The 23,990-nt window shown below is 36.8% G+C and carries 20 protein-coding genes; 18 read left to right on the forward strand and 2 right to left on the reverse strand.

Annotated elements, in window-relative coordinates; translation table 11 throughout:
- Positions 1 to 127 precede the first annotated feature (127 nt).
- From HNR33_RS17335 to HNR33_RS17420, 18 genes are all read left to right on the forward strand, one after another.
- On the forward strand, positions 128 to 466 hold the full coding sequence (locus HNR33_RS17335; protein WP_429085687.1) for a sigma factor: 339 nt from the start codon (positions 128 to 130) through the stop codon (positions 464 to 466).
- A gap of 133 nt (positions 467 to 599) precedes the next feature.
- Complete coding sequence (locus HNR33_RS17340; protein ID WP_429085689.1) at positions 600 to 722, forward strand: hypothetical protein; 123 nt, start codon at positions 600 to 602, stop codon at positions 720 to 722.
- Between the two features lie 98 nt (positions 723 to 820).
- Positions 821 to 1,174, forward strand: a complete 354-nt coding sequence (locus HNR33_RS17345; RefSeq protein ID WP_429085692.1) for a hypothetical protein — start codon at positions 821 to 823, stop codon at positions 1,172 to 1,174.
- Between the two features lie 18 nt (positions 1,175 to 1,192).
- The gene (locus HNR33_RS17350; RefSeq protein WP_429085695.1) at positions 1,193 to 1,879 is read left to right on the forward strand and encodes a response regulator transcription factor; all 687 of its coding nucleotides are present in this window, start codon (positions 1,193 to 1,195) and stop codon (positions 1,877 to 1,879) included.
- A 14-nt stretch (positions 1,880 to 1,893) separates the two neighbouring features.
- Entirely contained in the window at positions 1,894 to 3,138 is a 1,245-nt protein-coding gene (locus tag HNR33_RS17355) for a sensor histidine kinase (RefSeq protein WP_429085698.1), read from the forward strand.
- Between the two features lie 69 nt (positions 3,139 to 3,207).
- On the forward strand, positions 3,208 to 3,882 hold the full coding sequence (locus HNR33_RS17360) for an ABC transporter ATP-binding protein (protein ID WP_429085701.1): 675 nt from the start codon (positions 3,208 to 3,210) through the stop codon (positions 3,880 to 3,882).
- A gap of 5 nt (positions 3,883 to 3,887) precedes the next feature.
- Positions 3,888 to 6,215, forward strand: coding sequence for an ABC transporter permease (locus tag HNR33_RS17365; protein ID WP_429085704.1), 2,328 nt, complete (start codon positions 3,888 to 3,890; stop codon positions 6,213 to 6,215).
- Between the two features lie 576 nt (positions 6,216 to 6,791).
- On the forward strand, positions 6,792 to 7,643 hold the full coding sequence (locus tag HNR33_RS17370; protein WP_429085707.1) for a helix-turn-helix domain-containing protein: 852 nt from the start codon (positions 6,792 to 6,794) through the stop codon (positions 7,641 to 7,643).
- 70 nt (positions 7,644 to 7,713) lie between these two features.
- Positions 7,714 to 8,679 carry an ABC transporter substrate-binding protein gene (locus HNR33_RS17375; RefSeq protein ID WP_429085710.1) on the forward strand — a complete coding sequence of 322 codons (966 nt, stop codon included), beginning with the start codon at positions 7,714 to 7,716 and terminating at the stop codon, positions 8,677 to 8,679.
- Between the two features lie 72 nt (positions 8,680 to 8,751).
- Positions 8,752 to 9,804 (forward strand): FecCD family ABC transporter permease, encoded by a 1,053-nt coding sequence (locus tag HNR33_RS17380; protein ID WP_429085713.1) that lies wholly within the window; start codon positions 8,752 to 8,754, stop codon positions 9,802 to 9,804.
- Complete coding sequence (locus tag HNR33_RS17385; RefSeq protein ID WP_429085715.1) at positions 9,804 to 10,844, forward strand: FecCD family ABC transporter permease; 1,041 nt, start codon at positions 9,804 to 9,806, stop codon at positions 10,842 to 10,844. Before HNR33_RS17380 ends, HNR33_RS17385 begins: the two co-directional genes overlap by 1 nt.
- Positions 10,845 to 10,863: 19 nt before the next feature.
- A complete protein-coding gene (locus tag HNR33_RS17390; RefSeq protein ID WP_429085718.1) occupies positions 10,864 to 11,649 on the forward strand; it encodes an ABC transporter ATP-binding protein in 786 nt (261 codons plus the stop codon).
- A 29-nt stretch (positions 11,650 to 11,678) separates the two neighbouring features.
- Positions 11,679 to 12,437, forward strand: a complete 759-nt coding sequence (locus HNR33_RS17395; RefSeq protein WP_429085721.1) for a nucleotide-binding protein — start codon at positions 11,679 to 11,681, stop codon at positions 12,435 to 12,437.
- Entirely contained in the window at positions 12,430 to 13,728 is a 1,299-nt protein-coding gene (locus HNR33_RS17400) for a nitrogenase component 1 (RefSeq protein WP_429085723.1), read from the forward strand. Before HNR33_RS17395 ends, HNR33_RS17400 begins: the two co-directional genes overlap by 8 nt.
- Positions 13,709 to 14,938 (forward strand): nitrogenase component 1, encoded by a 1,230-nt coding sequence (locus HNR33_RS17405; RefSeq protein WP_429085726.1) that lies wholly within the window; start codon positions 13,709 to 13,711, stop codon positions 14,936 to 14,938. The genes HNR33_RS17400 and HNR33_RS17405 overlap by 20 nt, the downstream gene beginning before the upstream one ends.
- 611 nt (positions 14,939 to 15,549) lie before the next feature.
- Positions 15,550 to 16,395: a MerR family transcriptional regulator gene (locus HNR33_RS17410; protein ID WP_429085729.1), complete on the forward strand. Its 846-nt coding sequence runs from the start codon at positions 15,550 to 15,552 to the stop codon at positions 16,393 to 16,395.
- Positions 16,396 to 16,608: 213 nt separating this feature from the next.
- Positions 16,609 to 20,061: an excinuclease ABC subunit UvrA gene (uvrA, locus tag HNR33_RS17415; protein WP_429085731.1), complete on the forward strand. Its 3,453-nt coding sequence runs from the start codon at positions 16,609 to 16,611 to the stop codon at positions 20,059 to 20,061.
- A gap of 12 nt (positions 20,062 to 20,073) precedes the next feature.
- Positions 20,074 to 21,261, forward strand: a complete 1,188-nt coding sequence (locus tag HNR33_RS17420) for an MFS transporter (RefSeq protein WP_429085733.1) — start codon at positions 20,074 to 20,076, stop codon at positions 21,259 to 21,261.
- Between the two features lie 136 nt (positions 21,262 to 21,397).
- Here HNR33_RS17420 and HNR33_RS17425 read toward each other — a convergent pair whose 3' ends face one another.
- Complete coding sequence (locus tag HNR33_RS17425) at positions 21,398 to 21,988, reverse strand: cupin domain-containing protein (RefSeq protein ID WP_429085736.1); 591 nt, start codon at positions 21,986 to 21,988, stop codon at positions 21,398 to 21,400.
- Between the two features lie 491 nt (positions 21,989 to 22,479).
- Positions 22,480 to 23,820, reverse strand: a complete 1,341-nt coding sequence (locus HNR33_RS17430) for an MATE family efflux transporter (RefSeq protein WP_429085739.1) — start codon at positions 23,818 to 23,820, stop codon at positions 22,480 to 22,482.
- Positions 23,821 to 23,990 lie beyond the last annotated feature (170 nt).

The following is a 23,990-nucleotide window of genomic DNA, read 5'->3' on the forward strand; positions in this document are numbered from 1 at the left end:
TCAACAAATATACAAATAGCTTCTTTTAAAAAGTGGAGAAATTCTATGAATAAGTGAGTATTTTAAAGAAAAATTTAATTTATAGAGGGAGGAATTTTAAAAGATGTAGCAATTTGTCTTATTAAACATGCCAGAGGAACTAAAAAGGAAAGAGCATTCTAAGAAAAAAGAATTTACTTATATTTTTGAAACCTATTACAAAAGAGTTTATAACTATATATATTGTCAAGTTAGCCGCCACTATACAGCAGAAGATTTCACAAGTCAGATTTTTGGAAAAATAATGGTTAAAATAGACATATATTCTGAAAGTAAATCACTCTTTAAAGTATGGCTGTTTGCTATAACAAGAAATGTAGTAAATGATTATTTTAGAAGCTTAAAAAAGAACAAGCTATTTTCTATTGATAGCATTAAGGAGGAATTGAAAAAGGGGACGGGGGTGTTGACAACATTTTTTAATTAAGATATTTTGAAATAGAGATGTATTTTATACCAAGAAAAGTGAGAGAAAAAAGCCAAATTGGTATATATCATATAATAATGAGGGAATAGACAAACAAAGTATTTTTGAGGACAAACAAGACTATGAAATATTTATGGAAACAGTACTAAAATATAAAGAAAAAAGTGGATATAAAGTGTATGTATATAACTTAATGGGAAATTTATTTCAAGATAGATTTAAAAGCGAACCAATAAATGATGATAGATATTTTTAACAGTGTTAAGGTACATTGATCAAAATCCGATAAAAGCTGAGTTAAAAAGCAGTATAGGGAATTATAAATGAAATAACTATAATGAATACCTAGGAGAATTGATAATTATTGATTCAGATTTTGTTCTTAATATGTTTAGCAATGACAAAAGAAAATCACTAAATAGCTTTATTCATTATAATAATGAAGTAAATGCTGATAAATGCTTAGAGATAGAGAAAGGAAAACGTGTAGCAGATGAAGAAACAAGAACGATAATAAAGAAAGTTTGTAAAATTAAGCATGTAATTGAACTACAAAAGTTTAATAAAATGCAAAGAGATACTTATTTGAGGAAATTGAAGAAACAATATAATTTTCGGTTAGGCAAATTGAAAGAATTACAGGGATCAATAGAGGAGTTGTATAGAAATCATGATGTTGTGAATAACTCCGTCCCTACGACAATCTAGGAAAAGAGGAATATAGAGATGGGAAAAATATTATTAGTTGAAGATGATTTAAATTTAATTGATGGCTTAGATTATTTTATCAAAAAAAATGGATTTCATGTTGATATTGCGAGAACTGTTAAAGAAACTTTTTCTCTTTATGAAGACAATAAATATGACGTGCTAGTTTTGGACTTAACGCTACCGGATGGTACAGGTTTCGAAATTTGCAAAAAAGTGAGACTTACATCAACTGTCCCAATTATATTTCTAACGGCTTCTGATGAGGAAGTAAATATCATTATGGGGCTAGATATTGGTGGAGATGATTATATAACAAAGCCATTTAAACTAAACGAATTAATTTCCAGAATAAAGGCATTACTTCGCAGAGCAAAAGCTTTTCAAGAAGAGACTTCCACAGTGTATTCCAATGGTATTACTATTGAGTTTTTGAACAACCGTGCCTTAAAAAATGGACAGATTCTAGAGTTGACTCTGGCTGAATATAAATTGCTTAGTTTGCTTATGAAAAATTCAAATATTATTTTAACACGAGAAATGATACTCGATAAACTGTGGGATAGAGATGGTGATTTTATAGATAACAACACTCTCTCTGTCTATATCCGCAGACTGCGCTGTAAAATTGAGGATGATCCGAACCATCCTAAAATGCTTCTCACTGTGCGTGGTATTGGCTATAAATGGAATGTGGTTAAATAAGGAGTGTTTGGTCTATGAGATTGCTTACAAACAAAGATATTCGCTATTTGTTTTGGATAATTTTAGTTATACTAACATTGACTTTGTTTTCCAGTCTAATTTTTTTGCAACTGATTGTCTCCGGTTTTAAAGCACAGATGCTTACTCATGATTATGAGATTGCAGGATACTTGTTGGAGCATGGAGCAAAACCATCTGATGTTTCTGATGCATTTGCAGCTAGAAAAACAGAAGAGGAATTTTTATCTGGGAAAAATCTTTTGCATTCACTAGGATATAAGCTAGATGTTAATAATCAGCTGTTGCCGGATGCAAATGAGCTTGTTTCAAAGTATCGTTTATATTCTTCTTTGTCTGTGGTTATATTTGGGACATCCATTATAACTGTTTTTTTTGTATATTTTAAACGTCAGCAGAATGTGATTGAAAAAGCAAATATTGCTATCAACACTTTTGTGAATGGTGATGCTACAGCACGGATTGATAGTGATAAAGAAGGAAGTTTATATAAATTATTTGCTTCCATTAATTCAATAACTACTTCTCTGAATGCACATATTGAAGTGGAGAAACATACCAAGGAGTTTTTAAAAAATTTGATAGCAGATATTTCTCATCAGTTAAAAACACCTCTTGCTGCTTTAAAAATGTACAACGAAATCATGCAAGAAGAAAGTAACAATGAAGAAACGGTAAAAAATTTCGCGGTCAAAATGGAAAGTTCTTTAGAACGTATGGAAATTCTGATACAAAATCTTTTGAAGATTACAAAACTCGATGCAGGAACAATCGTACTGAATAAGAGAGAAAAAAATATTCGGGCAATTGTAAAAGAGAGTATCTCCAGTCTTGAAACTAGAGCTGCACAAGAACAGAAAAGTATCACCCTGAATGGCTCAGATAATACTGTCCTATATTGCGATGAGGATTGGATGATAGAAGCCATAGGAAACCTTATTAAAAATGCACTGGACCACATGAGAGAAGGGGGGAAAGTCATAATTTTATGGGAAGAAACTTCCGTTATTACAAAAATAATCATCAAAGACAATGGTAGTGGTATTTATCCAGAGGATATACATTATATATTTAAACGCTTTTATAGAAGTCGTTTTTCACAGAACACACATGGTGTTGGACTAGGGTTGTCTTTAGCAAAATCAATTGTAGAAGCTCATAATGGTACTATTACTGTAGACAGCACATTGGGGAAGGGTAGTTCTTTTGCGCTTAATTTTTTGAAACTTACAAATATGTAAGCTGAAATTCACCTGAGCGTAAGGTTCATATGATATTTTGGTGTTAGTAGCAAGAAAGGTGGTATAAAAATGAATATATTAGAAGTAAAAAATTTATGTAAAACCTTTGGAAGTGGAGACACCAAAGTAGAGGCACTTAAAAATGTATCTTTTTCAGTTTCAAAAGGTGAATTTATTGCTGTGGTTGGAGAATCTGGCTCTGGAAAAAGTACACTTTTAAATGCAATTGGTGCATTAGATACTCCAACTTCAGGCAAAGTATTTATTGATGGAAAAGATATCTTCACTATGGAAGAAGAAAAACTAACAATTTTTCGTCGCCGAAATATTGGTTTTATTTTTCAGGCTTACAATCTGATTCCAGAACTTAACGTAGAGCAAAATATCATTTTTCCTTTGCTTTTGGACTATCAAAAGCCAGATGCTGAATATGTTGAAGAAGTCTTAGATGTACTAGGTTTACAGAGTAGGCGGAATCACTTACCTAGGCAGCTTTCTGGCGGACAGCAGCAGCGTGTTGCAATCGGGCGAGCACTTATTACCCATCCTATGCTGATTTTAGCTGATGAGCCAACAGGAAATCTTGACAGCAAAAACAGTAAAGATGTCATTTCACTGTTAAAAGCTGCTGCCTTGCGATATAAACAGACTATTTTGATGATCACCCACAATCAAAATATAGCTTCTGCTGCTGACCGTGTATTACAGGTTTCAGACGGTGTGCTAACTGATCTGGGGGTGTAGAAAGAATGAAAAGCTATCTTGATTTAGTTGGAGAATACGCAAAGGTGCATAAGAAAAAAAATCGAATTACAATTATATGTATTGCAATTGCTGTATGTTTGGTCACTGCAATTTTTGGTATGGCTGATATGGAGGTTCGAACTAGGAAGATAGGTGCTATCCAAGAGTATGGCAATTTTCATGTTAGCATCAAGAACATAGACGACGAAACTGCAAGATTGCTAGACAACCGTGTCGATGTGGCAGTTTCAGGTTGGGTGCAGAGGATTGATGATGGTATGCTGAAAGAAAAGCCACTAGCAGTGCTAGGTGGGGAAGAAGCAATCTGTTACGAAATGGGTGTTGATATTGAAAAAGGACACTTTCCTAAGAAGGCTGATGAGGCCTTGCTTGACAGACAAGCCATGGAGCAGTTTGGCATCTCTTTGGGAGATATGGTTTCTGTGACTCTATCCGAAGGAAGAACTGACAAATATACTATCGTTGGTGTTTATAAAGACTTTGCAAGCCTTAAGAGACAAGATAGTCATGGACTGATTTTATCGAATAAAGGAATACGGGAAATTGCGGGAAATACAGATGGTAGCCGCTATTATGTTCAATTTAAAAAAGGTGTCAATATGCGAAATGCAATTGATGAAATCAAGGTAAACTTTCAGCTAATAGATGAACAGGTTTCTGAGAATACTTTTCTTCTCGCGTTAGTTGGTCACAGCCGTGATAGTTATATGATGAAGCTTTATGTGACCGCAGCTGTCTTGTTTGTGTTGGTGCTAATCGCTGGAGTTTTGATGATTGCAAGTAGTTTCAACATGAGTATTCTTGAACGTATCCAATTTTTTGGGATGTTACGTTGCCTTGGAGCATCCAAAAGACAGGTCAAAAAATTTGTGCTGCTGGAGGGAATCAATTTTAGTCTGAAAGGGATTCCAATAGGCTTATTGATAGGAACAATCATCGTTTGGGTGTCTTCAGTATTTTTAAAATATGTAAATCCTGTTTATTTCAGCGATATGCCCTTGTTTGGTATCAGTTGGCCCAGCATAATTACAGGAATTGTGATGGGTTTTTTGACAGTAATACTTGCATCACTTTCTCCGTGCAAAAAGGCATCTAAAGTTTCTCCACTTAGTGCAGTGACTGGAAACATCAATCAGAACAATGTACCACAGTCCAAAACAGCAGCGAAGACTAAGCACGTGCAGGTAGATATTGCGATGGGGATTCATCATGCTTTTGCTAGTAGAAAAAATATTTTGCTAATGACTGGTTCCTTTGGCATAAGTATTATTTTGTTTTTATCCTTTAGTGTACTGGTAAACTTTATGCATCAGGGAGTAAAATCGCTAAGACCTTATACTCCGGATATTTCTATTGTCAGTGGAGATAATACCTGTTCATTGGATACGTACTTATTTGAGCAGCTGAAGGAGAACCCAAAGATAAAGCGTGCTTATGGTCGTATGTTTGCATATGATTTACCTGTAACAAGCAAGCATGGCGATAGTAGGATTAACCTGATTTCTTATGAGGAAAATCAATTTGCTTGGGCGGAGGAACAATTGACTCAGGGAAGCATTGATGAGGTGGCAGAAGGAACAGACAGTGTGTTGATTGTTTATTCAGAAGATTTGGCTTGCAAGCTAGGAGATTCCATTACATTAAAACTTCCTTCAGGAGAGAAAAAGATTAAAATTGATGGGATATTATCTGACTGTCCATTTGATCGTGCTCCAGGAACGCAAACTATAATCTGCTCAGAAAAGCTATTTCGAGAGTTAACTGGAGAAAGAGGATATACAATTATTGATATGCAACTTGAAAAAGGTGCAGGTGATGAGATAGTTTCTCAGATACGTAGTTTAACAACATCGCAAATGCAGTTCTCGGATCAGCGACAAAGCAATGAGGAAGATAAAGCTGTGTTTTATTCTTTTGCAATCTTTATCTATGGATTTTTACTGCTTATTGCATCTATCACGGTTTTTAATATTATAAATAGTATAAACATGAGTATTACAGGGCGAATGAACCAGTATGGTATAATGCGGGCAGTAGGCATGTCTGGAAAGCAGCTTCACCGCTTGTTACTTGCTAATGCTGGTACCTATACAGTTTGCGGGTGTTTAGTCGGATGTGTTTTGGGTTTGCCTTTGCACCGACTTATTTTTCATTCGATGATTACTTCACATTGGGGTCTTGAATGGAAGCTTCCGTTTGCTGCACTTGCTGTAATTATTGCACTTTCTGTTGTCGCTACAATTTTATCTGTCATAGGACCAGTGAAGAAAATAAACAAAATGGATATTGTAAATGTTGTAAATGCACAATAATGTCATGTTGAATGTGTGGTGCAACTATGTCATCAAAACTTTTGATTTTACTAGAGTTTCAGCAGTTTTGTGTTTTCTATTTTTTAGGGAAAATAGCGAAAATTGCATTGAAAAAAACCAAAAAAGAGTATAGAAATAAGAACTGTTTTATGATGTGGTGTATGGAAACATGCTAATGAATAGTAGAGGATTAAGTTTATAATTGAATAAAATAAACAATAAAAAATGATCGGGTGTAGTTTTTTCGATCATTTTTTATTGTTTATTTCGCTTGAATTGTTGTTTTTACATAGGGAATAGTTATATTGTAGATATTCCGTCATCAAATAGGCAAGCGATTCATCCTAAGCTATTTAGTTGACAAGTGTTTTATGAGAGTCTAGCAAAATTACACATTAATTGCTGTTAATGCTTTGTTGTTGAAGTATATATAAAATCATGATACAATATCGGAGTTAGACGTGACTAACTCATGTTTGCTCCAGCTATTTACTAAGGAAGCAAATTCAAAAGACATACACATAAAGTGATAATAAAGAAGCTGATGAAATAGTAAAATGAAAGGAGACAGACAATATGAAAATAAAACTCAATAAGTTGGTAGAACATTTTACAAACACCTTTTTTTGTGTACAGGGCGTGTATCACTATAAGATCGAGCCGGATACGGTTGGATGGCAGAAGTCAGCGCCGTTTCCTGGCTTCATTTTCCCACTGAGAGGAAAGGCACAGTTTCATTTTGATAGTACACCATATCTGGCGGACATAGGGAAAGTAATCCACGGCGGTGCTGATATGAGCCTCGATAAGCGTGTGGTAGGAAAAACGAGATGGGAGTATATCTCTGTATTGTATAACATTCATGCCCCCGAACCAGAAGGAATTTGCCTTCCGGACTCACATTTTGAGCTTACCACGGGGCAAAGTCCGCGGCTGACGGAACTTTTATGGCGTTTATGGAGGGCATTCAATCAGCCTGGTGCTATACCTTCATTCCAGACAGAAACACTGTTTCGCTGTGTGCTAGAGGAAGTCTTTGTTTGTGCCTGCAACCAAACGAAGGATGACGCGCAGGATCTGTTTAAGCAAGCATCATCCTACATTTGCGATCACTATATGGATGCTCTGACGGTACGAGGATTGGCGGAACAAAACGGGGTTAACGAAAACCGATTGTTCTATGTTTTCAGAAAGTATGCGGGTATGGGTCCTGGTGATTACCTGATGACATACCGGCTCAACCGTGCAAAGGAACTATTGATCACTGGTGACGCGCCTGTGTGTGAAATAGCAAAAAGTGTAGGTTATTCCGACGCATTGTATTTCAGTCGGATATTCAGGAAACGGTTTGGTATTTCCCCAAGCGGTTTGCGGGAGAAATTCAGGAATAATCCATATGGTTTTCAGGATGATTCCATTCCAATATAAAACGTGTTTTGCTATACTAACTTTTGTAGAGTTAGTCAAGACAAACTATAATTTATTGGAGGAATGGATAATGAAAAAATTTATGGGACTGATTGTCTCACTGATACTTATAACAGGGTTGTTGGCGGGTTGCACTGGAATGTCTACAGAAAATAGCACAAGCACGCCGAAGACAAATGGCAGTAATGAGGAAGAAACTGTATGGCCTAGGACGATTACAGATGCGGCAGGGAATGAAGTTGTTTTAGGAGACCAACCTCAAAGGATAGCGATACTTCACTCATTGTATTTAGAACACTTCTTTGCACTGGAAACGCCTCCTATTGCATCTGCTGGATCTTCGAAAGGGACTGCAATGAAGGCTTTGGAAGAATGGGAGACGCTTAAACCCTATGCTGGAACAGCAGATATCATAGACTTAGGCAGTTCTCGGGAATTAAATTTAGAGGCGATCTTAGAAGCAAAACCGGATGTAATTGTTACATTTAAAGGTCAAGGTAATTTAGATAAAATTTACGACCAACTGGTGCAGATTGCCCCTGTAGTTCAAGTAGATTTTAAAGCTTCTTGGAAAGATCAAACATTATCTTGTGCTGAAATTGCTGGGAAAGAAGTTTTTGCCCAAAACTTTATTAAAGAAACCGAGACAATTATTTCTTCAGCAAAGGATAAGTTGAGTAAGTACAGTGACAAAACAATTGCACTTTTCCGCACAGATGGAAAATTCTTTATCTCACGTGGCGATAAGGGTTATTACGAAACTTTTGGAATTTCTAAGCCGTCGGGATATCCAGATGATTATAAACCATTATCTCTAGAGGCTGTAGCTGAAATGAACCCGGATTATATCGTCTTTCAGGACTTCACTGAAACTGCACAGACATTTGTGAAAACACAGGAAGTTTTCTCGGTGTGGAGGGATCTGGATGCTGTAAAAAATGGACATGTTTTTTATTTTGATGATTCTTTTAATACGTTTGGACCGATTGCCATGCGACTTACAGCGGAAAAATTAGTTAAGGTATTTGGAGAATAGCAATGATAAAAAGTAAGGCAAAACCTATTGGAGGTTATACTAAATTATAGCGAAAAGGAGGTAACCTATCGAATGAATCAAACAAAAAAATCGAAAACACCTGTCCAAGCGATACTTAACCAGAAAAAAGGTCGCCCTTGGCTGGTATGGTTGATCATCCTATTTGGGTTGGGGTTACTCGTCCTGCTTATGACGTTTTCCATCAGCAAGGGTGCGGCGGAGATACCGCTGTCCTCAGTATGGAATGCTATTTTCCACTTTGATAGAGAAAACACGCAGCATTTAATCGTTGTAGACCTGCGTCTACCACGTGTCATTGTAAGTGCTTTAGTCGGTGCAGCATTTGCTGTGTCAGGTGCTATTATGCAAGGCACGACGCGAAACCCCATGGCTGATTCGGGGCTAATGGGCTTAAATGCCGGTGCAGGCTTTGCCCTCTCCATCTGCTTTGCCTTCTTTCCAGGACTTTCTTATATGAATGTCATCTTGTTTTCCTTTCTAGGAGCGGCATTGGGCACGGCGTTGGTGAATGGTATTGCCTCTCTGCGGCGCGGAGGTATAACCCCAATGCGTCTGGTATTAGCTGGTGCGGCGGTTAGTGCACTGTTGACGGCTCTTAGTCAGGGCATTGCTCTATACTTTGACGTGGCGCAGGATATAATGTTCTGGACAGCTGGGGGAGTATCCGGCTCTAATTGGATGCAAATTAGGATTATGACACCTTGGATACTCGGTGCACTTTTGGTGGCGATTGCCCTATCTAGTTCGATTTCATTACTGAGTCTTGGCGAGGATGTGGCAAAGGGATTAGGACTCAACATAGCGGTGATCAACCACCTTTGTTCTCTTATTGTGTTGATACTGGCAGGTGCTTCCGTTTCTGTAGTGGGTGTGGTGGGGTTTGTTGGGCTTATTATCCCACATCTGGCTCGCTTTCTTGTAGGAGTAGATTACCGTTGGATCATACCTTTCTCTGCGGTTCTGGGAGCATTGTTGATGGTGGCGGCTGATTTGGGAGCTCGGATGCTCAACCCACCCTTTGAAACGCCTATCGGCGCACTGACTGCCTTGGTAGGAGTTCCTTTCTTCCTGTATCTGGCTCGTAAGCAAAGGAGGGCACTATAATGACGAACCAACAGAGAAAAAACGAAACTTACAAAAGAAAAATAGCTATGCGAAATACAGCAATAGTTTTCGGATGCGTGACTTTATTGATAATTTCCTTCATAATCAGCATGAATACAGGTTATGTGAAATTATCTCCGTTAGATACACTGCGAACCTTATTTGGCGGCGGGACAGACAAGGAAAACATGATTTTGTTTGATTTACGGCTACCTCGCACTGTGGTGTCAATTCTTATTGGAGTAGGACTGTCTCTATCTGGTTGCATCATACAAAGCATTTCCAAGAACCCACTGGCAGATCCCGGGCTTTTGGGTATCAATGCGGGTGCAGGATTGATGGTTATTCTGTATGTGCTTTTCTTCGGGGCTCAATCCTTTTTATCAATATTCACGCTACCGTTTTTGGCGTTGCTAGGCGGAGGTATTACAGCGGTTACCATATATGTGTTGGCTTTTAAAAATGGGGAAGGTATTGCGCCTATGCGTTTAATTTTAACTGGTATAGCGGTGCAGGCAGGTATATCAGCCCTTACTACAGTGCTGGTAGTCAAATTGGATGATACACAGTTCGACTTTGTGGCAGTTTGGCAAGCAGGCAGTGTTTGGGGAAGCAACTGGAAGTTTGTGTTGGCTCTTCTTCCGTGGTTATTGCTACTAATTCCCTATGTGTTTGCAAAATCATGTGTGTTGGATGTGCTGAATCTGGATGATGATGTCGCATGCAGTTTGGGCGCTTTGGTGGAGAAGGAACGACGCAAATTGCTTGCTGCTTCAGTTGCACTGGCATCCTCCAGTGTGGCGGTTAGCGGCAACATCAGTTTTATTGGATTAATAGCACCCCATTTGGCGCGACGGCTTGTAGGGTCAAAGCATAGTATTCTTTTGCCTACATGTGCATTAGTAGGAGCTGGGTTAGTTTCGGCAGCAGACACCATCGCGCGGGTGATCGTACAGTCTTTTGATATTCCCACTGGCATTATGGTGGCCATCATAGGTGCCCCGTACTTTCTTTATATGCTGACAAAAAGTAGACAATAACGAAAGGAGCTGAATGCAGATGAACAGCATTGCAACAGAGAATTTAGCTATTGCGTATGAGGGTAATCTTGTGGTAGACGATTTGAATATGCAGATTCCCCGTGGCAAAATTACAACTATTATCGGACCCAATGGTTGCGGGAAATCTACAGTCTTAAAAACTGTAGGGCGCATACTTAAGCCGGAGGGCGGCATGGTGTATTTAAATGGAGATGATATACGACGTTTAACAACCAAAGAAGTGGCACAGAAGATGGCGATCCTACCACAGTCTCCCCAGGCTCCAGCTGGACTGACAGTAGGTGAATTGGTGGCTTACGGGCGTTTCCCTCACCAGCGGGGATTTGGCAAGCTCAAGCCAGAGGATAAAAGAATCATTACGTGGGCGTTGGAGGTCACAAAGCTCACGGAGTTTGAAACAACAGCGGTGGACAACCTATCAGGAGGTCAGCGTCAGCGTGTGTGGATAGCTATGGCGCTGGCACAGCAGACTGAACTTATTCTACTTGATGAACCTACGACTTATCTAGATTTGCCCTACCAGCTTGAGGTGTTGGAGTTATTGTATCGTTTAAATCGAGAGCAGAACTGTACAATTGTGATGGTACTGCATGATTTAAATCTTGCCGCACGGTTTGCAGACTACATGGTAGCAATTCGTTGCGGAGATATTATCCATAATGGAACTCCAGAGGAAGTGATGACCGTTGACGTGCTGAGGGAAACTTTTCATATTGACGCAGTGATTGTATCGGAGCCTCGAACAGGAAGGCCCACCTGTATTTTTTATGATCTTGTTAAGTAATGGAGCAATATATAAGAAGGGATGATTAAATGAAAAAAATAGCGATTTATGGCAAAGGTGGTATTGGTAAATCTACTACTGTATCAAATATTTCGGCGGCCATGGCAGCCATGGGACTGACAGTTATGCAAATTGGATGCGATCCTAAGGCTGACTCTACCCGCAACCTTACAGGAGGTAAAAACATTCCAACAGTACTGGATATGTTGAGAAAAAACGGTGACGCAGAGTTAGATGATCTTGTAGTAAAAAGCACTACAGGGGTACTTTGTGTGGAAGCAGGAGGTCCTGTTCCTGGTGTTGGTTGTGCTGGGCGAGGTATCATCACTGCCTTTGAAAAACTAGAGGAGTTGGATGCGTACGAAATCTACAAGCCAGATGTAGTGCTTTATGATGTATTAGGTGATGTGGTGTGTGGTGGATTTGCTATGCCTATTCGAGGTGGCTATGCTGATGATGTATGTATTGTAACTTCTGGTGAGATGATGTCTCTATATGCAGCGGCGAATATCTCCCATGCGGTAAAGAACTTTGGTAAACGTGGATACGCCTCGCTGAGGGGTCTGATTCTCAACGCTAAGAACATCGAAGGAGAAAATCAGTTGGTAGACAAGACGGCAGCGGAAATTGAAGTTCCAGTAATCTATCGTTTGCCTCGACATCCACTTGTACAGCAAGGAGAGGCCCAGGGTAAAACCGTAGTGGAAGCTTTTTCGGATTCTGATATGGCAGCTCATTATAAGGCACTTGCAAAACTATTGCTAGAAGGAGGAGAAACTCTTGAATGAAACTAAACATTTAAAGCGTCTCTCGGAAGTTAAATCAAACACAGGTATTAAATTTTTAACACCTGCTGTTTCTCCTGGTAATCATTGTCCTATGCGTATCGCTTCCGTAATTGTAGAGGATATTGAGGGGCTTTCATCTTTACTTGTTGGGATGCAGGAGTGTACTACCCACTCACGACTTTTTAGTCCTAAACCTGAAGGTGAGAATGGAGAGTTGCACTGGTTGTATGTTTTAGAGGGACAAGAGGTTGTATTCGGTTGTCGAGAGGGTCTGATAGATGCTCTTAGAAAGATGGACAAAGCAGGAGCAAAGGCAATATTGCTTATTGTTACTTGCATACCTGAGCTTATTGGAGAAGATATTGAAGGAATTATTAATGAAGTACAGCCAGAATTGTCTGCAAAAGTTACATTTGTGATGCTAGGTCAGTTTAAAAATGTCAGTTATCCTCCAGGTTCGTGGAAAACAATTGAGGCACTAGGAACATTAATGGAAGCAAAGGAGGCAGATAATAGGCGGATTAATGTATTAGGACGTGGGCCTGAAGAAGAGCATATTCCTATGCCGTCTATATTGTCTGAGCTTGAGAGACGTGGGTTTGCTTTGAGATACCTTGCACCATGCGCTTCTTTAGAGGACTTCCAAAGTGCACCAGATGCTGTGCTTAATTTGGTAGTTTCTCCATTTACCCATCCTCTTGCTGTCAGAATGAAGGAAGAATTTGGAGTCCCTTATATAGCTCTGCACAATCTGTATGGTGTTGAGGATATCAGCAAGGTTTATACAAGTATTGCACAACGTTTTGGCTTTTCATGGCATAATGAAATTGAAGAAGAAAAGAAAAAAGCTCTTGCTTTACAGCTTGAGGCACAAGAAAGGCTTAAAGGACTTAAATATGTATTATCCCTTAGAATTGATGTGACTATTCCACTGGCTATTTATCTTGTTAAATTAGGAATGGAGCCTCTACTTTTACATTTAGAAGAGTACTATCCAGAGGATAAGGACTATGCCAAAGAGCTTATATCTATGGGGCACAATCCATGGATTTGCCGGATGGTGAATGAAGAAGCTGATTTATCAATTTTAGAAAAACTTAATCCTGATTTATGTTTTGGTTATTTATCTTATAAAAATAAAGCTATCCCATGTGTATCGGATATGCTTGATTTTTATGGTCAAGTTGGATATGAACGTACCATTAACTTGTTAAGAAGAACTTTAGATGTATTAGACGAAATGTACGAATTAGAGAAAGGAGGAATTGAATATGGGGCTGCATCGATTTAAACCAATCCCTTCAGGACGTATGGGTATTCTTTGGACACTTGCTACAATCCGTGACGCTGCTATTGTGGAATTTGGCTGCATGGGACATATGCTCTATAGTGGCTTAACTCTGAAACATACGGGTGTACATGATGCTTGTAAGCTTTACTCAACCCATATTGATGAAACAGATATAGCTCTTGGTGGCACCAGTAGACTCAACCATACCATAGACAATATTATAAAGCGTGATAATCTTCGGGTGATTTTTTTATTACCTTCTTCGATTCCTGAGGTGATAGGGACGGATATTCCTGCGTTATGCGAAGAATTGCAACCTAAATATCTTGGTGTTCGTCTGTTGCCGTTCGGTTATGGTGGTTTTGATATTATTCAGCATAAAGGTGTTCAGGAAACACTTTTATTGCTAGCCAAAACTTTGCCAGTAGATACGAAAAAAACTTTACAGCCGACTTTTAATATTATTGGATCATGTGCCGACTTGTTCCGCTTTCAAGCCGATGCAAGAGAAATACTTCGTATAATGGAAGGGGCTTTTGGCATGAAACCAGTTTGTGTAATGACCTCGGATACATCCATTGAAGAAATTGAGAAAATGGGCAGTGCACATATCAACCTTGTCATACGTCGAGAAGGTGAACCTGCGGCAAAACATCTACAAAAGCGATTTGGTATACCATATCTTTTAGGGCGTCCATACGGTATTGATGGGACTATACAGTGGATTAAAGAAATAGCTAAAATATCCGGTCTAACTGCTGATATAGCTTTTATCAAAGAAGGGCGTGAAATTTCTTGGAGACGTCTTGTACCTGTAATGCCTAATTTCCGACATATTGTAAGATCACATCCAGATGAAGCCGCACTATCTCTTGGAGGACATGCAGATGTGGTAAGTGGAATTCTTTCTTTTGGATGTGAAGAACTATTCCTTTACAAAGGAACTTGCTGGTGCGACTGTCCTAATATGGGAAGCGAGGATATTCCATATTTTTCGGAAGACCAATGGATACAGGTGATTCAAGCTCATAAAAAGGGATATCTTATGGCAAGCGGTGAGGCACTGGAATGGGGAGGTCATAATACAGAACTGCAAATCTCTAATCCGGATATAAAATGGCGATTACATCCATACGAGCCTCCACTTGTAGGCTTTCGTGGTGCTGTTCACCTGGCAAATCTATGGATCAACGAGAACATTGAGGACTGACGACCGGGGAAAGATGCTCGATTACCAGCACAAAATGTTATATATCCATAATTTAAAAGTATATATAATAAGTTGGAGTTCTAGGATTAAGGGTTAATCTCTTAGTCCTTTTTGTTTCTTTAAGGCTCAAGCCTTTTTTAAGAAATGATTTTTTCTCTCTAATTTTTTCTCAGACTATTTATAGTATATTTACTTACATTATATTCTTAAGATAGATTACTTAAAGTTCTACTACTTTAAGTAATCTTATTAGTTTATTTTTAATTCTAATTTATGATGATACTTTGCGTATTTAATTTCTTCCTGATAGAATATTATGCAATCTGTATCCAGGGTTACAGTTTTACTATGTAAAAGCTGGAAATCAGTTGAATATAGAGTTCAAAGTAACTAAATTTTGTGAAATACTGATACATTTTATAGTGGCACAGAACATGTGTGGTAAAAAAACAATATGGATATCTCTACAAGTATCAATCATACTTTACATTTCCTTTCGGTTAAGGTTCTTCCCTTAAAAGCACACATTGTGCTAGTGTCAATAGGGTATTTTCAAATTACTTGAAGTATTATTAAAGTTTATATATACTGAAAAACATGGAGGTGAAATTATGCTTAATATAGGTGATTTTTCAAAATTAACGCATGTTTCAGTTCGCATGCTACGTTATTATGATGAACATGACTTATTAAAACCTGATCATATAGATAAACAATCTGGATATCGCATGTATTCTGCTAAACAGCTACCTGAATTACAAAAAATAGTGCTATTGCGTGATTTGAACTTTTCTGTTGCAGATATAAAAAAGCTGCTTAAAAATTGGAATGATGATTTTCTCATTGAGCAATTAAACAATAAAATTTTTGAAACAGAACAGAATATACGCGCGGAAAAAGAGCGAATTAATAGAATTAGATCAACAATTAATGATATACATAAAGACCAAATTGATATTCATTATAACGTTATAATAAAATCTATACCAAGATATAATATCGTTTCATTACGAAAAAAAATACCTGATTATTCATATGAGGGAGCATTATGGTATGAATTAACTAATTTTATAAATAGAGAGCATCTTGATATTGAAAGACGTAGTTATAACAACATCGCAATATATCATGATGAAGGACATGTTGATGCCGACGCTGATGTTGAAGTAGCTTTTATTGTAAAAAAGCTTTCAAAAAATATAGACCATTTTGTGTTTAGAGAACTGGAAAGTGTCGAACAAATGGCCTGTATGATGGTGTATGGTTCATATGATAAGCTGTCGGCTGCTTACCAGAGCTTTATCTATTGGTTAGATGAACATAGTCAATATAAAATGAAAGGACTAAGCAGGCAAGTTACTATAATAGGTAAATCAGATATCTCTGATCCAAATGATTATTTGACAGAAATTCAAATTCCAGTACAAATAGTACAAAACAATACTAACCTATTTTAATGGCGTTCATGTTTGAACGCCATTAAAATAGGTTTAAAGAGCTTATTTTCAATTGACATATAAGTTTTTTATTTCTATTCAAACTTTTGGTATAACAAAAAACTAATCTTATTTAGAAAATTAGCCCTTGACACTGACACCGTGTGAGGGTTTAATATCAAATTCGATAGGAGGAATTAAAAAGATGATAAATAAGAATTAGGAGGGATTGAAATGACAATAAATAGGAATAACGTGGATTATTATGTAAAACAAAGTGTGATCACTGATCCTAAGCAGTATGAGAAAGAACTAGATGCACTTCCAGAAAATCCAGAACAACTTTTAAATATCGTGCAAGGACTTGTCATACATGGCGCCCTTGGTAAGTTATATGGTATTAATTTTAGTAAGAAACAATCTGATGAAGAATTACTTCGTACAGTACCTCAAATGTTAGACGCTATATTCCAACTTGATCGCTGTTCTTTGAAGGAAGCACGAGAACCCAAACAACGTCTTGTGGGCATGTGTAGAGACTACGCCCTACTTCTAATCTCCTTTATGCGTCATAAAAAAATACCTGCTAGACTAAGAGTTGGATTTGCCAACTATTTTGATAGTGAGCTGATGTTTGAGGATCACTGGGTAGCAGAGTATTACGATACTAAACAGAACCGTTGGATTCGTGTAGATGCTCAGGTGGATGAGGTTCAAAAAAAATATTATGGCATTACATTTGATACCTATGATATGGGGAAAAGCTCCAATTTTCTTCTTGCAGGAGAGGCATGGATAAAAAGCAGATTAGGTGAACGCCACCCTGAGGATTTTGGCTACAATAAAAACTGGAAGGGCTGGCATTCTGTCAAAGGAAACTTGTTACATGATTTCAATTGCTTACAGGGACTTGAACTGTTGCCGTGGGATTTATGGACAGAGTTGAGTACGAAAAAATTCAGTGAGCTTTCTCAAAGTGAAAAGCAGCTTCTTGACGAAATGGCAGACCTTACTTCAAATTGTAATGCTTCGACTGATGAATTTAAAAATCTTCATGAACGTTTACCAGATGAGTACTTGCAATCAATTCGTTCTAAACTCGTTATTTTAGATGTAGTCGGAAAATCAAACATGATTGACCCAAATGTGTTAAGTGACAAACTTCAAATAGAAGATGTAAAAAAGCAGCAGGAATCGGCTGTTTCTGATGTCATATCATCCATACCCAATCAAATACTTCTGAAAGGCGGTCGACAGAATAACCTTAAAGACGTCACTGTTGCTATTCCTAAACAAAAACTAACAGTAATCACAGGAGTTAGTGGAAGCGGAAAATCTTCATTGGCTTTTGACACAATTTATGCTGAGGGTAAGCGGCGTTATCTTGACAATTTATCAAGTGCTGCAAGAATGCAGGATCAGACTGAAAAACCAGAATTTGACTCTTTGCATGGTCTCACTCCGACTATCGCAATTGAACAAAAGAAGGGCAGTCAAAATCCACGTTCTACAGTTGGTACATTAACAGGTATTCTTGATTATTTGAGGATGTTATATGTAGCAATAGGCATTTCACATTGCCCTTATTGCGGAAATCGTTTAGTAAAAAAGAGTAAAAATAAAAATAGTTGCCCAAGTTGTAATCTTCTTTTCCCAACCCTCACTACATCCTCATTTAATCCCAATACCCATAGTGGAGCCTGTCATGATTGTAACGGTCTTGGATTTATGTACGAAATAAATCCTGATGCAATCATAATGAATGACGAGTTATCTGTTTTAGATGGAGCTACTCACTGGTGGGGTAAATTAAGAGGAAAAAAGCTTACTGGGAACTGGTGGGTAGGTGAACTATATGCAGTTGCAGAGCATATGAAAGTAGATCTAAATCTGCCGTGGAAAAGTCTGCCTGAGGACTTTAAAAAAGCTATACTCTATGGAACCGGTGATAAGATTTATAACTTTTCCTACAATTCTCGTGGTAGAGAAACTGTTATTTCACGACCTGCTGCTGGAGCGTTTTCTCATATTCTTCGTCTATTTAGAGAATCAAAAACAGGTAACAATACTTATAAACAATACATGAGAGAAATTCCATGTCCCACATGCAAACAAGAACTACTTTGCACAGAAGCTCGATACACAACTATATTAGGATGGCGGTTACCTGAACTGACAAAAATGCCTATTAAACAGTTATACAATTGGCTTACTACTATAGTCAATAATCTGACTGAAGCGCAAAATGAAAAGACAAAAGATATTTTTCCAGAAATTAAAGTTCGAGTTACAAATTTAATACAGGTTGGGCTATCTTATCTTACCCTAGACAGAACAGCACCTACTCTGTCTGGTGGAGAACTTCAAAGAGTTCGGCTTTCGTGCCAATTAGGCAGTGATCTTGTGGGATTAACATATATTCTAGATGAACCGTCCATAGGACTACACCCTAGAGATCATCATTTAATGATAGATACCATGAAAAAACTTCGTGATAAAGGAAACACGGTTATTGTTGTTGAGCATGATAAAGACACAATGCTTGAAGCTGATTATTTAATTGATGTCGGTCCCGGTGCTGGAGTTCATGGCGGTGAAATTGTTGCATTTGGCAGTGTGGATGATGTTATTAAGAATCCTATGTCTTTAACCGGGAAATATTTAAAAGATATTAAATCTCAAACATTGCAAGCCTTGCAAATGCCTAAACAATGGCTTACTTTGTTAGGCTGTACGGCCAATAATCTGAAAAATATAACGGTTGATTTTCCTCTGTACAAAATGTGTTGCGTTACCGGAGTGAGTGGTTCCGGGAAAAGCACGCTGGTATTTGATACGCTTATTCCTGCATTAGATGAATCTATTAATAAGAAACGCCTGGTAAATCACAATTTCAAACAACTAAAAGGTTTCAAAGAAATTGATGGCTTCATTCACATGGACCAAAGCCCTATTGGTAAGTCAACTCGTTCTACTCCAGTCACCTATATAGGGGCATTTGATGAAATACGCAAAATATTTGCAACACAACAAGATGCTCGTGAACTTGGTTTGGATGAAAAGCATTTTAGCTTTAACTCCAAAGAGGGGCAGTGCCCAACTTGTGAGGGACAGGGACAAATCAAAGTAGCTTTTCAATATATGGCTGATCACTTCGTTACCTGCCCAGATTGCAAAGGAAAACGATATAAAAATCAAGTGTTAGAAATAACGTACAAAAATAAGAACATTTCAGATATTTTAAATATGGATGTATCCCAAGCTACAATATTCTGGAAAGATGAAGCAGAAATTTTCAATAAGTTATCAGTATTAGAAGAGGTTGGTCTGCCCTATATCAAATTAGGACAGAACACAACAACTTTCAGCGGCGGTGAGTCACAGCGATTAAAGCTGGCAAAGGAACTGAGTCGCAAACAAAAGAAGCATATGCTTTATATTCTGGATGAGCCCTCTACCGGTCTGCATTTCAATGATATTGAAAAACTGATTACTATTTTCAAGAAACTGGTCACTTCCAATCACACGGTACTAATCATTGAGCATAACACGGATATTATCAGAGCATCGGACTGGATTATCGAAATAGGGCCAGAGGGTGGTAATCTTGGTGGAACTGTAGTTGCAACTGGTACACCAAATGATCTGCGAAATGACAGCAGAAGTATCACCGGTAAATATATTTAAGGGGGATAAAATATGCTTAGAAAAATAGAAATCGATAATTGGCATTTTAAATTATTTGCCTATATGACGAGCCAAGGAGTATCTTTGCTTGGCTCCACTATCGTTTCATTTGCAGTTATGTGGTATGTTACCTTAAAAACAGGGTCAGGAATTGCGGTTGCAGGAGTCACAATCACCACCTATTTACCTCAAGCACTAATCATGCTATTTGGAGGTGTTATGGCAGACCGCCATTCTCCTAAAAAAATTGTAATGTTAGCGGATTCCTCAGTTGCCTTTTCTACACTTATTTTAGCTGTATTTTTTTTGATTGGGATTGATAGCATTGGCTGGATATTCTTTTTTAACTGCTTGCGATCCCTTGGATCTGGGATTCAGATGCCTGCAATCAAAAGCATGTTACCACTCCTTGTACCAGAAAAAGAGTTGATGAGAGCAAACAGTATATACACAAGTATTTGGTGTGTTATTCAGCTAATTTCACCTGGTATAAGCGGGATTATTATGAGCTTCACATCAATGTCTGGAGTTTTTTTCATTGATGTAATTACTGCCTTAATTGGAATTTCACTGCTTTCAACCATATCTATACCAGTACGAAAAAACAGTGAGGGCAAATATAAGCCAATAGAGGAATTAAAATCAGGAGTGCGCTATATCCTATCCAACCTCTCATTGAAGAACAGTATCTTGTTTTACAGCGCTTTTTCTTTTTTAGTTGTACCAGCATCACAACTAACTCCGCTTTTAGCTTTTCAATCATTTGGAGATAAGATTTGGATATTGAGTACAATTGAAACAGCTTTTTCAATTGGTGCTTTGCTAGTTAGTCTCTTTTTATCCTACAAAACATTGTCAATTGCACCTTTTAAACTAATAGGTTTTTCTGCAACGTTATTTGGGTTAGTAATGATATTGCTGATTCCAAGTAAAAATATTGTTTTGTTTATTATACTAATGTTTGTAATGGGAATAGGAAGCCCATTATATTACACTCCGTTAACAACACATATTCAAGAAATTACCGAGGAATTATACATTGGGCGTACCTTTTCTTTTGTAGATTTATTTTCCTCATTAGCTACACCTTTTGGAATGATAATATTTGGTCCACTTTCAAATCTAAGTATTGTTATACCATTTTTAATTCCGGGAGCTTTTTTAATTTTACTTGGTCTAAAATCAAAAAATATATCCTGATACTTTTAGATAAGTCAATAGATTTAGATAATATTTTTATTATAAGGTACATTTCTGAAAAAACAGCCTCCTATGATAATTTGATTTTATCGTGGAAGGCTGTTTTTACATACTTCTTTTAAAGCTAATTTTGATATTACTTGCCGTGATTCCTTTCATCAGCTTCTGCATCTGCTTTAGTTTCATGAACAGTGCCACGTGGATGTTCAGGTGGAGCATAAATAGCGTACAATTTAAGTGGTTTATTACCTGTATTGATTACATTGTGCCACTTACCAGCAGGTATCATGATTGCATAGTCATCATAGACTTTTTCTTGAAAATCCAACTTATCTTTTTTATCACCCATTTTAACAAGTCCTTGCCCTTCTTCAATACGTATGAATTGATCGACTGTGGGATGAACTTCTAAACCTATGTCTTCTCCAACATTGATGCTCATCAAAGTAACCTGCAAATTGTCTCCAGTCCATAAAGCGGTACGAAAAGTATTGTTTTGTTTTGTAGCCTCATTAATATTAACTACAAACGGTTCTGGACCATAATCCTTTAATTTAATAAATTTTTTCCAAAACTCTGAGTTATACATTGGCGTATTAACCCAGTAAAGATATGGATACGTTTTATAGAAATTATACATGTTGTATGAGTTATACATGGGAGTGTTAGCGTAGTAAGGACACGGATGTGGTTTATATACACTATACATATTGTTCATTCCTTTCATAGTATTATAAAATTATCATATGCTCTATATTCAGAGAATGTGCTTGGATTTACATGAATGCTATGCTTCTGAAATTATAATACTTATATTTGAAAATCTATGAATTTTATTTCCCATTTGTTCTGGAAGTATATCTTTATATAAAATCAATATTAATGAGTATTAGCATCATTTTTCTATCAAAGTGCACGTTGAATGAATTGTGTTAGTAGAGAAGAAATAGGATGATATCAGAGGCATTAGAAAATTTGATCAAACAAACCAATAAAGGTATAAAAATACGATAACATGTAATTTATATTGAAGATTTAGTAATGTCTTTAATGAAATATTATAATTAATGGTCGTAAATAAGTTGAAGTCTTGGATATATGTGTTAGTGATGAAATTGCATTTACATCAGCTTTTTTTGTGAAATCCATCATAAATGCTAGAACTTTTATATGCAAATGCCTAAACATATATGAATATGTTTAGGCATTATTTTAATGCTACTTTTGTACTATAGTGCATACTTTATTGTATTTAACATTGAAAACTATTGATAGAATTATGAAGTTAAGCATCAAACCGAGGTAAATCCCGTATAAATTTAGCCTAAATAACATTGAAAGAACAAACATAAGGCTTACTCCAATAAAATTAATAATTATTGAGGTACGAAATACCCACCTCTCATAGCTTATGCCCTGAAGACTGTACTTATAAATGGTATTTGGTACATTAAAAATGTTAACAATCAAGGCAAAACCTATATAAATAGATGATGTTTTAATCAAAGTTAGGTCATTAGTTATAATTCTAAAAATAGAATGGTTTAAAGTATAGGCTATTGTTGCAATTATAAAGAATAAAAACAATGCAAAAATCATGCAAGTTTTTGGAGTTTTTTTAAGCGAGGTTTTATTGGATGATCCAATGCTTTCACTAACAAAAGTTAGCGAAGTTTGTGAATATGCGTACATTGGCATTAAGGCTATACTTGTTATTAAGGATAGCATGCTATAGACAGAAACCTCTAATATGCCTATACGAGATAATATTGAATTTATGAATATTATAAGCAGGGTTGATTCTAATATTTCTTGTCCAATAAGAGGCATGGATACTTTTACAGTATCTTTAGTTAGTTTTTTAAAGCTTATATTTAGCCCTTTAAAAAGCTTTAAAGGGTTAGTTGCAGCTACATAAATACCAATGCCTACAGCAAGTGAGAGAACAGAACCAATAGCATTTCCATACATACCCATTTTAGGAAAACCAAGATGTCCGAAAATAAGTATATAATCAAATATTACATTTAAAATAGATGATGTAACATTTGCATAAAGTATATGCTTTGTGTTGTTAACAATCTTTAAGTAAGATGAAAATGTGAAAAGTATCATATTTAGCCCTAAAGAAAGACTGAATACATAAAGATAATTTACACTTTCACTTAAGACTATACCTTTTAGGTTATAAAGGTTTTGAAGAATAGCTTTACCAAACAACAAGGTTAAAATAAAAAAGGTTAGACCTGTAACTAAGCTTATTAACAAATTGACAGCAAAATTTCCATATAAACCTATAACATCTTCTTTACCTTTACATTTTGCACCTAAAATGTTAAAAGCAACTGAAGTCATGCCAAAAACACCTGTAAGGCTGTTTATTGTAGAGGCAATGAGACCAACTGCACCAAAAGCTTCTAAGGATATTCTTCCAACCATAGCTTGATCACATAGACCAATTATCATAGCTGTTACCGAGTTTAAGATTAGTGGTAAAGCCATTTTGTTAATCTTCTTTGAATCTATTTTATTTTTACTATTCAAACTTTCATTTATCATTTTAGCACCCTTCTCTTTTTATAATCTAAAAAGGAAGGGATAAATCATCTGCATAAACCATGGGATCAGCTCCTTAGCTATGTATATTCTAAGGTTATAGTATTATAGACTAGTAAATAAGTCAAGCATGAGGTTGATATGTTGATTTTGAGATCATTTTGTAACTACTT

It is taken from the genome of Brassicibacter mesophilus (assembly GCF_050433385.1).
Taxonomy (GTDB): Bacteria; Bacillota; Clostridia; order Tissierellales; family Proteiniboraceae; genus Brassicibacter; species Brassicibacter mesophilus.

What these genes read in the sequence shown, in the direction of transcription:
- HNR33_RS17335 (WP_429085687.1), top strand. Translation starts at nt 128, where the DNA reads ATGCCAGAGGAACTAAAAAGGAAAGAGCATTCTAAGAAAAAAGAATTT.
- HNR33_RS17340 (WP_429085689.1), top strand. Translation starts at nt 600, where the DNA reads ATGGAAACAGTACTAAAATATAAAGAAAAAAGTGGATATAAAGTGTAT.
- HNR33_RS17350 (WP_429085695.1), top strand. Translation starts at nt 1,193, where the DNA reads ATGGGAAAAATATTATTAGTTGAAGATGATTTAAATTTAATTGATGGC.
- HNR33_RS17355 (WP_429085698.1), top strand. Translation starts at nt 1,894, where the DNA reads ATGAGATTGCTTACAAACAAAGATATTCGCTATTTGTTTTGGATAATT.
- HNR33_RS17360 (WP_429085701.1), top strand. Translation starts at nt 3,208, where the DNA reads ATGAATATATTAGAAGTAAAAAATTTATGTAAAACCTTTGGAAGTGGA.
- HNR33_RS17365 (WP_429085704.1), top strand. Translation starts at nt 3,888, where the DNA reads ATGAAAAGCTATCTTGATTTAGTTGGAGAATACGCAAAGGTGCATAAG.
- HNR33_RS17370 (WP_429085707.1), top strand. Translation starts at nt 6,792, where the DNA reads ATGAAAATAAAACTCAATAAGTTGGTAGAACATTTTACAAACACCTTT.
- HNR33_RS17375 (WP_429085710.1), top strand. Translation starts at nt 7,714, where the DNA reads ATGAAAAAATTTATGGGACTGATTGTCTCACTGATACTTATAACAGGG.
- HNR33_RS17380 (WP_429085713.1), top strand. Translation starts at nt 8,752, where the DNA reads ATGAATCAAACAAAAAAATCGAAAACACCTGTCCAAGCGATACTTAAC.
- HNR33_RS17385 (WP_429085715.1), top strand. Translation starts at nt 9,804, where the DNA reads ATGACGAACCAACAGAGAAAAAACGAAACTTACAAAAGAAAAATAGCT.
- HNR33_RS17390 (WP_429085718.1), top strand. Translation starts at nt 10,864, where the DNA reads ATGAACAGCATTGCAACAGAGAATTTAGCTATTGCGTATGAGGGTAAT.
- HNR33_RS17395 (WP_429085721.1), top strand. Translation starts at nt 11,679, where the DNA reads ATGAAAAAAATAGCGATTTATGGCAAAGGTGGTATTGGTAAATCTACT.
- HNR33_RS17405 (WP_429085726.1), top strand. Translation starts at nt 13,709, where the DNA reads ATGGGGCTGCATCGATTTAAACCAATCCCTTCAGGACGTATGGGTATT.
- HNR33_RS17410 (WP_429085729.1), top strand. Translation starts at nt 15,550, where the DNA reads ATGCTTAATATAGGTGATTTTTCAAAATTAACGCATGTTTCAGTTCGC.
- uvrA (WP_429085731.1), top strand. Translation starts at nt 16,609, where the DNA reads ATGACAATAAATAGGAATAACGTGGATTATTATGTAAAACAAAGTGTG.
- HNR33_RS17420 (WP_429085733.1), top strand. Translation starts at nt 20,074, where the DNA reads ATGCTTAGAAAAATAGAAATCGATAATTGGCATTTTAAATTATTTGCC.
- HNR33_RS17425 (WP_429085736.1), bottom strand. Translation starts at nt 21,988, where the DNA reads ATGAAAGGAATGAACAATATGTATAGTGTATATAAACCACATCCGTGT.
- HNR33_RS17430 (WP_429085739.1), bottom strand. Translation starts at nt 23,820, where the DNA reads ATGATAAATGAAAGTTTGAATAGTAAAAATAAAATAGATTCAAAGAAG.